This is a genomic window from Psychrobacter cibarius, assembly GCF_904845955.1.
Lineage (GTDB): Bacteria > Pseudomonadota > Gammaproteobacteria > Pseudomonadales > Moraxellaceae > Psychrobacter > Psychrobacter cibarius_B.
Window position 1 is genome coordinate 341,918 of record NZ_CAJGYX010000002.1, and the last position, 12,969, is coordinate 354,886.

The window sequence follows — 12,969 nt, forward strand, 5'->3', positions numbered from 1 at the left end:
TATTAGAGACTGAGTCTTAATGCTAAAATAAAAACGTGTCATTTTATGGCGCGTTTTTTTGTGGCTGTTAATATAGGTACTAACTGACACTATAACTGATGCCGTAGCTGACGTATAAGCAGATTCATTTATATGTCAATTCATGTATGCATGCTAAATAAATAAGGCTGATTATGACCAGCAGTGCAATCCTTTCGCATCCTATGAAGCCAATCGCAGACTTGCCTGTCGATGCCGATCTGGCACAAGCATTATTGAGCAGTATGGCTGAGTATGGTGAACAGCTGCACGGTCGACGGCTTTGGCTGGCGTGTAGTGGTGGTCGTGATTCATTAGCATTGGCTGCGCTGTGTGTGCAGCTCTATCGCCAAGGTAAGTTGCCATTTTTACCGCAGCTCTTACATGTGAACCATGGTTTGCAAGCAGATAGTGACACTTGGGCGATGCATGTCGCTCATTGGGCAGCAGTGCAGCAGATACCGTGTCGGATTTTACGTGCGCAAGTGAATGGTCATGATGAGCAAGCCGCAAGGCTAGCTCGTTATGATGTCATGCGAGCGCAACTCAATCAAGATGATGTATTGCTCTTAGCGCATCATGCCGATGACCAAGCAGAGACAGTGCTGATGCGGCTGATACAAGGCGCTGGGGTGAATGGTCTGTCGGGTATGCAGCCGTGGTGTATCCAAACGCAAGGCACACAGCGTATGGCATTATGGCGACCTTGGCTGACGGTCAAACGCGCCAACATCAGCAATTATGCTCAGCGCCTAAAGCTCCCTTATATTGATGACCCAACCAATGATGCTGGCGATAATGTACGTAGTGGGCTACGCCTCGACATCATGCCAGTATTGGCGACCTATAATTCCAATGTCATTGACAATATCGCCCGTAGCGCACAGCTATTGCGTGATGCCCAATTAATAATCAATGCACAAGCGGCAGAAGATTTACAGCAGATAGAGGTAGCATCATTACAGCTATCGTCTGCCCAGCGTGTGCTAAATATAGACAAGCTACAAGCATTACCCATTTACCGTCAGCGCCAACTATTGCATCATTGGCTCGGTCAAGATGAACCGTTACCGCCTGCTAAGCAGTTGGTCGATGATGTATTTATGCTAAGCCAACGTGAAGATCCTGATCACCAAACGGCGCTTTTTTGGCAAGCTCGCAAGCAGTCCTATACGATTTGCCGCTATCGTCAGCAGCTTTATCGTTTAAGCAGTGAGTGGAGCAAGTGGTTAGTATTGCCGCTTACCAAACAGATTCAACCCTTATCTAATCTTGTGGTGGCTGATGCTGATTCAGCGGCTGCTCAGCCTGTATCAGTTACCTTACGTAGTGATGATAACTTTATTTGGCAAGTGCAAATGATGCCAAATGCCTTGGCAGAGCTATTAGACAGCGACCAAGATGGTGATGAGAAGTTTGAGATTACCTTTGCACCATTAGGTCGTCAACAGCGTGTGCAAACTGCCTTGGCATCACGTCCACAAGCGGGCAAGAAACTATATCAAACGCTTGGTGTACCTTTATGGTTGCGCGAGAGTTTGGTGGTGGTCAGTGCCGTATCCGTACAGCAGGATAAAGAATGGCCATTATTGCTGGTATCACCTTTTGAGAGCTGGATACTAGGGACGAGTAGATCGCTGACAGGCACACCAGACAATACTGGTGTTTTAGACAGTGCTATTAGAAGCAATGTTATTACAAACAATGTTATTACAAACAATGTTATTACAAACAATGTTATTACAAACAATGTTATTACAAACAATGTTATTACAAACAGTCTAAGCATCAATAATGCTTTTTAATATTTGTAACATAAACCTTTTAGGAGGTCAGGTTATCTAGGGCTAGGCCATCAAGTTATCAAGTTATCAAGCTTTCTGATCATTTTGATATCTATTATTTGCATGCTTTTGTAGCATTCTTCACTCTTTTCGCCATTACCTACAAAGCCAAATTTTTGATAGAAATCAATAGCAGCCACATTATTTTCTAATACCCATAAATAAAAATAGGCATGGATATGAGATTCTAAGAGGGCTTGTAATGATGCTGTCATTAATTGAGTGCCTATACCCAATCCTTGATAGTCGGGCAAAACATACAACGTGGTAATTTCATAATTTTTATTATTAATGAAGTAGCCAATAAACCCCAAGTTATGATGATGAGCATCATATGCTATCCAGACAATAACATCAGGATGTGCCATTAACTCCTGCCACATTTTTGTCTTATTACATAAGTTGTTTTTATCATTGATATAGGACACTGGTAGCAAATCTAAATAGGCGGCATGCCAACTTTTGAAGTGAATGTTAGCAACATCTGCATAATCCTCAGGGTTGGCTTTACGAATGAAAAACATAGTACTCTCCGTCACTGATTTTATATAATGCCCTTGTTAATCTAACCGTTTGATTGTGCAATAGTCCATGGCAATTCAGTGGTTCAATGGAGCTTACAGCCGGGTTAGATGCCGTCAATTTATCAAACGATGCCAGTAGCAGTATGGTAAACTGAGTGTCATTTTACCTATCATTATGTTAGTTTGAATACCTTTGGATTTTTGAATGGGAGACATGTATGTCAGTATTAGATAATAAGAAAATCAGCTTTATCGGTGGCGGTAATATGGCGCAGGCTTTGATTAGCGGGCTTGTCAGCTGCGGTGTCAAACCGAGTTTGATTACCGTTGCTGATCCTAGCAGTGAAGCGCGCGAGCAATTGGCTGCTAAAGGACTGAACACGGTCGATCCAACTGCTGATGCAAAAGCTGCCGTTATCGATGCTGACATTGTGGTGCTGGCGGTCAAGCCGCAAGTGATGAAAGCGGTAGTCAGTAGCTTTGCGGATGTCTTAGACACGCAGTTGGTAATTTCAGTGGCAGCAGGTTTGTCGACTGAGCTTTTATCTGACATGTTGGGTGGCTATGATAATATCGTCCGTGCGATGCCAAATACCCCTGCAATGATTCAAATGGGCGCAACGGGTCTGTACGGTACTGATAATATTTCTGCTGAACAAAAGCAGTTAGCAACGGCGGCGATGGAAGCATCCGGATTGGTCATGGGGGTCGATAATGGAGAACACATGCATGCGGTAACCGCCGTATCAGGATCAGCGCCAGCGTATATTTTTTACTTCATTGAATCCATGATTGACGGGGCAGTGGCTTTAGGTTTGGATAAAGAGCAGGCTTCAGCATTGGCCATGCAAACCATGCTAGGCGCAGCAAAAATGGCGATGAATAGTGAGGATGCACCTGCTGAATTGCGTCGCAAGGTTACCTCGCCAAATGGAACAACCCAAGCAGCCGTTGAGTCAATGCAAGCCAATGATATCGGTAGTCAAATCGTTGAGGCTATGCAGGCCTGCTATGACCGTAGCCAAGCCTTGAGTGAAGAGATGAGTAAATAATCATCCATATATCAGGCGCGTTATTTGCTACAAGCGAATGACGCGCCTGAGCTGTAATACTAAGCACCAATACCAAGCACCTAGTAATGACAGTCGTCATCCCAAAACCTGTTAATAATGTCACATTGAGTAGCACTTCATGAACAACATGTTATTTCAAATCTTTGATTTGGTCACCACCTTCGCCATGATGTTGGTGTTTATTCGCTTTATGCTGCAATTTGCAGGGATGGATGCCAGCAACCCCATGATTGCGCCTGCTTATAAAGCAACGCATATTGTCGACGTGTTTGGGCGTATTTTTCCAACCGTCGGGCAAGGGCGTATCAGTATTGCGGCTATCGTCCTGATGTTTTTGATTCGTTTGATCGATATCTCTGGAAAAGCAGCACTGACCCATAAAGGTATCGCTCCTGTACCGTTATTTTTCACTGGTACTATCAGCTTGGTATTAGACTTTTTACGTATGTGTCGCTATCTCGTCATTGGTTCCATCATTGTCAGCTGGATTGTGGTATTTACCCAATCTCAGCATCCGATTATTGGTATCATTGTCAATTTAGCGGAGCCAATCTTGGCACCATTTCGTCGAATCACGCCAAACTTGGGCATGATTGATTTATCACCAATGGTTGCATTCATTGCTTTTATTTTGCTTGAGATGCTCATTGGTGGCTTTGCCGCGAGCTTTATGCCGATGTTGGGTTGAGCTGGATTAATGGTCACTTGAAAGCTGCTATCTGAAATTACCAGTAGCTATCTGAAAAAGGGCGCTCTAAGAGATATAGAGCGCCCTTTTTTTATTGATTATTTAGAGGTTATGTTGAAAGTCTATAAAACGATTGGGTATTAATTGGGCTTGGTCATTATTAGGGTGCGGTGCATCAGCGGCACGCAGCGTCTGGGTAATCCAGCTGTCTGCTGCCCTTACTGCATCGATAAGCGCATCACCCATTGCTAAGCGCCCAGCGATAAAGCTGGCAAGCGAACAGCCAGAGCCATGAAATTCGCCCGTTAAGCGCGGCAAGGTGCTTTTATGTACCATCTCACCCTTTATATACAAATACTGCTCTATATCGCCGCTATCAAAGTCGTGTGAGGTCTTTACCAATACAGCATAGGTGCCTTGGGCGCATAATTCTTGCGCGCCAATGTGTAAGTCTTGCTCACCGCTTAATGCGCGTAGCTCATGAGTATTCGGTGTGATGAGGGTCGCGTATGGTAACAGCTCCCTAAATGCGCTAACGAGCGTTTTTTCATCGCCCAAACTGCCACCACTATTGGCAACCAATACAGGATCTAATACAAATGGCGTATCAGCGGCGATAAGGCGCTCGGCAAACAATTGAGTCAGCATAGCGATATTATCAGTCGTACCCAACATACCTGACTTAATAGCTGCAACAGGCAAATCATCGAGCACTGCGGTGGCCTGATCCTTTACCAAATTTGCTGCACAAGCTTCAAAACCAAAGACTTGCTGCGAGTTTTGTATGGTAATAGCTGTACAAGCAATGGCAGCATGCGCACCTGCTTGACCGATGGCTTCAATATCCGCTTGTAATCCAGCGCCGCCTGAGGGGTCTAATCCTGAAAAACACAGTACCACTGGTCGCATAAAAATTCCTTTGACATAATCTAAAATGAGTAACAAATACTATAGACACCCACTGCTAAAAAAGCCATAGTAGGTGAGAGATGATACATAGACAATCCATCCATTAATCCATCAATTAACAACAACCCAGAGCGTGCTGACTAACTTAAACATCGTTTTTAATAGTTTTTATTGATATTTGAGCTGCTCAAGAGGCTATGAGACCATATAAACAAATAAATATGATAAAAACTGCATTAAATTTGTAGACAGTGCTTGCAATTCGTTTTGGCTTTGCTATAATACTCGCCCACGGGATAAGACGTATTATCAGCAATAATACTATTTTTTAGAACTTAAAAAGTCTTACATCGTTTGGTGAAGTGGGTGAGTGGCTGAAACCAGTTCCCTGCTAAGGAACCATACGTTTGCGCGTATCGAGGGTTCGAATCCCTCCTTCACCTCCATTTATTCGGTTTTTAGTAGAGTAGTGACGCGATATAAAAGCGTTAATAATCTTCTGTTTTATTAAAGCAAAAAATAATTTGATTTTAATAAAAAAAGATATTGACACAAGCGAAATTATATATATAATAACCAACCTAATTTGCTGCAATTGTTTCTTAACAACGCAGTAAATGATGTGCAAAGTACGCGCTTGTAGCTCAGTTGGATAGAGCACTTGGCTACGAACTAAGGGGTCGGGAGTTCGAATCTCTCCAAGCGCACCATTTGCATCATCAATTCTTTAACCCAGTTAAAGAAACCTTAAAATAATCGCCTGTCTTATGACAATTTGGCGATTTTTTTATGTCTGCAATTTCTGTGTGATAGTCTTATGAGTTGATGAGTCATACGACATGGTTATACCACATTGTTATATGATTTATGGCATCTTAGGATAATGTACGATAAGACAGTGAATTACGGTACAATAGAGTCACTATTCACTGCTTGCTATGAGCTTGTACCATGTCAAAGAGTTTACCTAAACGACCTACCAAATCTGCTGCTAAAACTAAAGCATCAGCACGCCATGCCTCTGAAAGTGAAGAGCTAGCGATTGCTAAACCTGGCACCCGTATGGCAGCCATTCTCTATGATGGCATGTTAATTTTAGCGTTGTTGTTTTTGGTCGGTACCCTGCTAACCGTGATTGGTACACTTATCACGATGGAGACGGGTAGCGAGTCGTCACAAGCGCAGTCGCTGCCAACGTGGTATCAAAACGTGATTATGACGCCGTCTTTTATACTGACGTTAGTAGGATTCTATGGGATATTTTGGCGTCGCGGTGGACAGACATTAGGTATGCAGACTTGGCGGTTAAAGACGGTCAATAGTAATGGTCATTTGCTAACGTGGGGACAGTCATTTAAGCGGATTGTAGCGGCCAGTATTATGCCACTTATATTTGGTATCATTGGTAGTGTCATCGATGGCTCGCGTGCTGTTTTATTGACCAGTGCCTTTCTGGGCTTTGTCTTTAACTATACTTTTTGCCTCTTTAACCCACGTGGTCTCGCAGTGCAAGATATGCTATCGAATACCATTACCTTAAAAATGCCAAAAACAGAGAATGAAGGACTATGGCGGGTGATTAGAAATCGCAAGCAAGGAAAATAAAACACATTATCATCGCCATAGTCTGTTCATACATTTTGAGGTCTGTTAATACACTTTAAGCGTTACAGGTTGACGGTTTGTATCAGCCATAAAGTATAGCCGACAAAGAATAAGACCAAGGTTGACCCAGAAGTGCGACCGAATGGACGCTTACTCATAAAGGCAAACCCGCACAATACCAAGAGTAACAAGGTGACCAATCCCATCGCCACTATATCGCGTGATAAGATAATTGGACTGACTGTGATTGGCGCTATAAGCGCTGCGAGACCAACGACGCCTAAGGTGTTAAATATATTAGAGCCAATAATATTACCCAGTGCCATGTCGTGTTCGCCTTTACGGGCAGCTGATAAGCTCGATACCAGCTCAGGTAACGAGGTCCCCACAGCAACAATCGTCAATCCAATCACCAGTTCGCTCACGCCCCACAGCGTTGCCAATTCTACTGCACCCCAAACTATAGCCCGTGAGCTAATGACCAGTAAAAGCATGCCGATAACTAAGCTGATGAGTCCCCGTGTTAGGGTTTGTTCGATATGTTCAGCATCGACGCTTTCTGCTATGGGTTCTCCTTCGTGCTCATGGTTGCCTTCACGTAAGCTTAGTACAATCTGAATGCCTAAAGTCACGACCAGCAGTGCTATCAATACAATCGCATCTGCTTGGTCTAATTGCCCATCACGCAGCTGCCATGCGGCGACCATAGTAATCAATACTAATAGAGGTAAATCACGCTTGATGATGCCCTTACGAATGATAATAGGGCTAATCAATACGGTTGCACCCAATACCAGCGCAATATTGATGATGTTTGAGCCATAAGCGTTGCCTAATGCCAAATCAGGGCTGCCTTCTAGTGCCGCCAATACCGACACGACCATCTCAGGGGCGGATGTACCCACACCCAAAATCAACACACCTATTAAGAAACTAGGGACGTTGAATTTTTTTGCTAAGGCAGTGGCGCCATCAACAAAAAGGTCTGCACTCCAAACAAGAATAGCTAGTCCGATCAATACTGCAATAACTGCCAACCACATCAGTCTGTTTCCTTATTAGTGTTAATACCAAACCTAAAAATACGCTTAGCCGTGTCAAATTCATTTAGCCTAAAAACATAGCGCTGACGTTTATTTTCCTGACGACTTCATCTTTTAAGAGTGGTATAAAATGTGAATTTGCCATATAAAAATGGCATAAAAAAAGCTGAATCGGAATGGAGATTCAGCTCTCATATTAGCATAGCGGTTTTGGTTGGATAATAAGAATAACTTCAACAGCTTAGTCGATTATTTATCCTTGCTTTATCCAAAAATCTTCGGTGTTCCAGTGCTTTAAGCCACTTGTACCGGAATGATGTTTGCTGTGTCTTTTACAGTGTTGTCTTCGTTGCAATACACCAGTTTTGGCTGGTAGGTTGCCGCCTCTACTTCATCAAAATGAGCATAGGCACAGATGATAACGATATCGCCTAAATCTGCCATGTGAGCCGCCGCACCATTTAGCGAGATGATACCAGAACCCGCTTCAGCGCGGATAGCGTAGGTGCGAAAGCGCTTACCATTGGTCACATTGTAGATATCGATAGACTCATTTTCGCGCAGACCAGCAAGATCCAATAAATCACCATCGATACCGCATGAGCCTTCATAATGAAGTTCGGCATGGGTGACGCGAGCACGGTGTAATTTGCATTTAAGCATATTAAGTAGCATAGGTTGCTTCCTTAGCGTAACTGAGATTAATGATTCAAATCAAAAGGTTAATGGGGGATAACTTGCTAAAATAAAAGGCTATTATAGTTAAAGCATGATTTTATTCTGGCAGTTTGAAGCCATTAATTTGTGAACGTGCTTTTTCAATATCGCCATTTAGTAATAATGGTAGCGCCTCAAATGCTGCTGTCAGAGCGCTATCAATGGCAATCTGTTCATCGGGCGCAGCTTTTGAGAGCACATGACCACTAACTTTAGACTTATGACCAGGATGACCAATACCAATACGCAAACGATGGAAGTCGTTGCCGATATGAGGGGTGATATCACGCAGACCATTATGACCGCCATGACCACCATTCGTCTTAAGTTTGATACTGCCAGCTGGAATATCGAGCTCATCATGAGCAATCAGTAACTCATCATTTGCAATGCCATAAAATTTCACCATCGGCACCACTGACTGACCAGACTTATTCATAAAGGTGAGCGGCATCAATAGACGTACGTCATGCCCATGAATCTGCCCACGTCCTGTGATTCCATGAAACTTTTTATCATGAGAGAGGGTAATGTTGAACTGCTGAGCCAAGTGATGGACAAACCAAAACCCTGCATTATGACGTGTAAACATATACTGCTGACCAGGATTACCAAGACCGACAATAAGCTTTATGGCCATAAAAACACCCTGCTTAAATTGAATAAATGAGGCATAAGGTTTGCGATTATGCTATTTATTCATAGCATATCTGTTATTTTTCAAACCTTACTTACAAAAACAGCAGGAGATATTTATCACCTGCTGTTTTTTGACTAAACAAACCTTGTATTACATAGCAGACGCTAGATTGCGTGCTCTATGTAAACGTGGTTTATTATTCGCCGTCTTTGTCTTCAGTGCCTTGCTCAGTAGCAGGTACGTCAGCAGCATCAACTTCTTCAGCGTCTGCGTCAACTTCTTCAACCGTTGGTGGCTGCATGTTAACGATAGTACGGTCGTGAGCATCTTCCATGTCAAGATCAAAGATGATAACGCCTTCAGGTAGTTTGATGTCTGATAGACGGAATAGATCACCAATTTCCATGCCTGATACGTCAATTTCTAGGTATTCAGGTAATTGTGATGGTAGGCAAACGATTTCGATATCAGATACTAGCGTTGATAGAACACCACCAGCTTTAGTACCAGGCGCTTCTTCACGACCAGCAAAATGCACAGGAACGTTCATGTTGATTTTCTGACCTTTTACAACGCGCTGGAAATCAGCATGCATTGGGAAGCCTTTAGCTGGATGGCGTTGCAAGTCTTTAATAACCGCTTGATGCTCTACGCCATCAACATTGATTGTCAAAATGTGTGAGAAGAACGCTTCGAATTCAAGTGACTTTACTAGCTCGTTGATCTTGATAGAGATAGACGTTGGCTCTTCGTTACCACCATAGATGATAGCAGGAACTAGGTTCTGCTTACGTAGGCGGCGGCTCGCACCTTTACCTTGTTGCTCAGCAGAACGATCAACAGCGTTTAGTTCAAAATGATTAATGCTCATGGATATAATCCTATAAAAAGAATGATGAAGTGTCTGGTCATAAAAAAGTGGATTTGCGACCAATCCACTAATACGTGATGATAGCTAACATTTATGATTGCTAATAAAATTCACAATTTTTAAATGTAGCCATTTGCTCATCATAACGATTTTTTGGATAGTCATTATCATGACAATCGTTACTTTTGGGCATGATCAGCACTTTTGAGAATGCCAACCTAATTAAATCGAACAAATGGTTGGCACAGGCGCGCATTATACGTGATTTTGTAGTAATAATAAAGACCTACGCAAAATGACTGTGCAACACCAATAGGCAAAAAAAGCGTCAAGTAAGAATACTTGACGCTTTTTTTTAAACTTAAGCAGTGTTTTATAACGAGCATTGCCAACAGAAAGTAGAGCGAGTGCTCATTAAAAATCTAAGCGTCAAACATGGCGCTGATAGATTCTTCGTTATTGATACGGCGTAAGCTTTCAGCAAGCATCGGTGCGATACTCACTTGGCGGATTTTGCTACAGGATTTTGCCGCTTCAGACAATGGAATCGTATCGGTAACAACGACTTCGTCTAGCGCAGATTCGCTGATATTTTGTAGTGCGTTGCCTGATAGGACAGGGTGCGTAATATAAGCCAATACGCGACGTGCACCGTTTGCTTTTAATGCTTCAGCTGCTTTACATAGCGTACCTGCGGTATCAACCATGTCATCAACGATGACGCAATCACGGTCACGAACATCGCCGATGATGTGCATGACTTGCGACTCATTGGCACGGGCACGGCGTTTATCGATAATCGCCATGTCAGTATCGCCCAACTGTTTAGCCATAGCACGCGCACGCACCACGCCGCCCACATCAGGTGAAACAACCATGATGTTGTCGTAATCTTGTTTTTGTAGGTCGTTAAGCAATACAGGCGTGCCGTAGATATTGTCTACAGGAATGTCAAAGAAGCCTTGAATCTGATCTGAGTGCAAATCAACCGTCATCACGCGATCGATACTCACGATATTTAGCATGTCAGCGACGACTTTAGCAGAGATAGGCACACGAGCTGAACGAGGGCGACGGTCTTGACGGGCATAACCGAAGTAGGGCATGACTGCTGTGATGCGACCCGCACTAGAGCGACGCAGCGCATCGGCCATCATCATGATTTCCATCAAATTGTCATTGGTTGGTGCACAGGTTGGCTGCATGATAAACACGTCTTTACCGCGCACGTGTTCTTTGATTTCTACGGCGATTTCGCCATCAGAAAAACGCGTGATATCAGCTTTACCAAGAGGTATATGGAGATGATCGGCTACGGTTTTTGCTAATTCAGGGTGGGCATTACCCGTAAAAATCGCCAAATAAGGCATGACAGAAGTCCTATTGATTGACTCAAGCAGCGACCGCTAAGCAGTGTCAAACTGCTCAAATTCAGAAAAGAGTATTGAAAACTATTGATGACTACTATTACAGTAAAAAATGGCAGGGGTAGCTGGACTCGAACCAACGGATGTCAGGATCAAAACCTGATGCCTTACCAACTTGGCTATACCCCTGTAATGTCTAGGCTGTGTACGTCGATATCTAATCATAACTTTACTAACAGTTATTCTTAAAGTAGCGTCACGACCTGTTTGTTATCTAATAAACGGAAAAACCGTTTACAACATAACTGTTCCCTAGCGGTGTCCATTGCGAACTATACCGAAACTGGGATAACGTTGTCAATGTCAATAAGATAAGCGGCTATTTATAAACCACCTATGATCACTGCATATCAAACGCTTCGTACTAAAAAATGGCAGGGGTAGCTGGACTCGAACCAACGGATGTCAGGATCAAAACCTGATGCCTTACCAACTTGGCTATACCCCTATTGAGGCGACCTATTATAATTAAATTTTCAGATTTTGCAAGTCATTTGCGCCTTTTTATGGATTTTATTAAAAAATAGGTCAAAAAAAACGAATATCGGGTCAACAAAGCGCTTTACGCTGTATTTATAATCATTTTATCTTCGCACTACAGCTCAAATCTAACTCATAGATTACGAACTAAATATGCAGAACAAGGCGCCTCTTCAATCCACTTTGCTAAAAGTGCTTTGTCAGTAGCCACGCTTGCATCCAAAGGCAAGAACACCGCGCTACCAGAGCCTGTCATTCGTGCTGTGCCGAGTGCTTGCGCCTCTAACCCTTGCAAGTAACGTAATGCTTCGCTGACCGTATGGGCGAGGCTCGTCACCACTGGCGTAAAGACATTGTGATAGGGCGTGTTTAAATGTTGTACATAGTCAGCTTGCTTATTTTTAATTGTCTCAACCGATAGCACAGCGATATCACGTTGTAATTTAGGATGCGCGAACAGCTTGGCAGTATTAACGTGAGCATTGGGGGTCAATACTAAATATTGCTGGTCGGGCAACTTGATTGCGGTTAACTGCTCTCCAATACCCATCGCAATCGCATCTTGCCCAAAGATAAAAATCGGCACATCTGCGCCAATAGCGGCAGCAATTTTTATCAGCTTATCTTGCGTCAATTTAAGCTGCCAAATTTCATTAAGTGTCATCAATGTCGTTGCGGCATTGGATGAGCCGCCACCCAAGCCTGCACCCATCGGCAAATGCTTATCTAAAGCGATATGCACAGGTGCTAACTGCTCAGGTAAGGTGTCTGACTGTATGGCAGACGCTAGCAATGCACGTGCTGCTTTAAAAATTAAGTTGTCTTCTATATCGACAGTTATAGTCTCTGCACCAGCCAATATTAGCAGTTGATGACAGAGCTTATTGGCATCCAATTTACTATTTTCCGTAGATTCACTATCTACTGTAAAAATTACGGCTTCATCTATGACTGAGAAATGCAAATAATCGCCCCAATCAAGCAGGCGAAACACGGTTTGCAAATTATGATAGCCATCAGCACGCTTACCTGTGATATGCAAAAACAGATTAATCTTTGCCGGTGATAAGCGGGTGATGGTGGAAGTAGGCGTAGCGGCTAGGTTTTTAATCATAGTTCTTAATGATTGT

At 43.2% G+C, this 12,969-nt stretch carries 12 protein-coding genes and 4 tRNA genes; 6 read left to right on the top strand and 10 right to left on the bottom strand.

From position 1 onward, the window contains the following. Window positions 1-173: 173 nt before the first annotated feature. Window positions 174-1,823 (top strand): tRNA lysidine(34) synthetase TilS, encoded by a 1,650-nt coding sequence (tilS, locus tag JMV76_RS04900; protein ID WP_201501842.1) that lies wholly within the window; start codon window positions 174-176, stop codon window positions 1,821-1,823. Window positions 1,824-1,873: 50 nt separating this feature from the next. Here tilS and JMV76_RS04905 read toward each other — a convergent pair whose 3' ends face one another. Further along, window positions 1,874-2,386 carry a GNAT family N-acetyltransferase gene (locus JMV76_RS04905; RefSeq protein WP_201501843.1) on the bottom strand — a complete coding sequence of 171 codons (513 nt, stop codon included), beginning with the start codon at window positions 2,384-2,386 and terminating at the stop codon, window positions 1,874-1,876. A gap of 218 nt (window positions 2,387-2,604) precedes the next feature. Between JMV76_RS04905 and proC the strand changes: the two genes are divergently transcribed. Continuing rightward, on the top strand, window positions 2,605-3,438 hold the full coding sequence (gene proC / locus JMV76_RS04910; protein ID WP_201501844.1) for a pyrroline-5-carboxylate reductase: 834 nt from the start codon (window positions 2,605-2,607) through the stop codon (window positions 3,436-3,438). 139 nt (window positions 3,439-3,577) lie between these two features. After that, the gene (locus JMV76_RS04915; RefSeq protein WP_201501845.1) at window positions 3,578-4,147 is read left to right on the top strand and encodes a YggT family protein; all 570 of its coding nucleotides are present in this window, start codon (window positions 3,578-3,580) and stop codon (window positions 4,145-4,147) included. Window positions 4,148-4,249: 102 nt separating this feature from the next. Here JMV76_RS04915 and JMV76_RS04920 read toward each other — a convergent pair whose 3' ends face one another. Beyond that, window positions 4,250-5,056, bottom strand: a complete 807-nt coding sequence (locus JMV76_RS04920) for a hydroxymethylpyrimidine/phosphomethylpyrimidine kinase (protein WP_201501846.1) — start codon at window positions 5,054-5,056, stop codon at window positions 4,250-4,252. 356 nt (window positions 5,057-5,412) lie between these two features. On the opposite strand from JMV76_RS04920, the gene JMV76_RS04925 reads away from it, so the two are divergent. From JMV76_RS04925 to JMV76_RS04935, 3 genes are all read left to right on the top strand, one after another. Then, window positions 5,413-5,502, top strand: a tRNA-Ser gene (locus tag JMV76_RS04925). A gap of 187 nt (window positions 5,503-5,689) precedes the next feature. Then, a tRNA-Arg gene (locus JMV76_RS04930) sits at window positions 5,690-5,766 on the top strand. Between the two features lie 241 nt (window positions 5,767-6,007). Further along, a complete protein-coding gene (locus tag JMV76_RS04935) occupies window positions 6,008-6,661 on the top strand; it encodes an RDD family protein (RefSeq protein WP_201501847.1) in 654 nt (217 codons plus the stop codon). A gap of 62 nt (window positions 6,662-6,723) precedes the next feature. Here the strand turns inward: JMV76_RS04935 and JMV76_RS04940 are convergent, their stop codons facing one another. From JMV76_RS04940 to ispE, 8 genes are all read right to left on the bottom strand, one after another. Then, window positions 6,724-7,704: a calcium/sodium antiporter gene (locus tag JMV76_RS04940; RefSeq protein WP_060490271.1), complete on the bottom strand. Its 981-nt coding sequence runs from the start codon at window positions 7,702-7,704 to the stop codon at window positions 6,724-6,726. A gap of 294 nt (window positions 7,705-7,998) precedes the next feature. Then, on the bottom strand, window positions 7,999-8,379 hold the full coding sequence (gene panD, locus JMV76_RS04945) for an aspartate 1-decarboxylase (protein ID WP_045443274.1): 381 nt from the start codon (window positions 8,377-8,379) through the stop codon (window positions 7,999-8,001). Window positions 8,380-8,479: 100 nt separating this feature from the next. Further along, window positions 8,480-9,061 carry an aminoacyl-tRNA hydrolase gene (gene pth / locus JMV76_RS04950; RefSeq protein ID WP_201501848.1) on the bottom strand — a complete coding sequence of 194 codons (582 nt, stop codon included), beginning with the start codon at window positions 9,059-9,061 and terminating at the stop codon, window positions 8,480-8,482. Window positions 9,062-9,257: 196 nt separating this feature from the next. Further along, the gene (locus JMV76_RS04955; RefSeq protein WP_045443278.1) at window positions 9,258-9,932 is read right to left on the bottom strand and encodes a 50S ribosomal protein L25/general stress protein Ctc; all 675 of its coding nucleotides are present in this window, start codon (window positions 9,930-9,932) and stop codon (window positions 9,258-9,260) included. A gap of 422 nt (window positions 9,933-10,354) precedes the next feature. Then, the gene (locus JMV76_RS04960; protein WP_201501849.1) at window positions 10,355-11,302 is read right to left on the bottom strand and encodes a ribose-phosphate pyrophosphokinase; all 948 of its coding nucleotides are present in this window, start codon (window positions 11,300-11,302) and stop codon (window positions 10,355-10,357) included. Between the two features lie 110 nt (window positions 11,303-11,412). Then, window positions 11,413-11,488: transfer RNA gene (locus JMV76_RS04965), tRNA-Gln, on the bottom strand. A 243-nt stretch (window positions 11,489-11,731) separates the two neighbouring features. After that, window positions 11,732-11,807, bottom strand: a tRNA-Gln gene (locus tag JMV76_RS04970). 165 nt (window positions 11,808-11,972) lie between these two features. After that, window positions 11,973-12,953, bottom strand: coding sequence for a 4-(cytidine 5'-diphospho)-2-C-methyl-D-erythritol kinase (gene ispE, locus JMV76_RS04975; protein WP_201501850.1), 981 nt, complete (start codon window positions 12,951-12,953; stop codon window positions 11,973-11,975). Window positions 12,954-12,969: the final 16 nt, after the last annotated feature.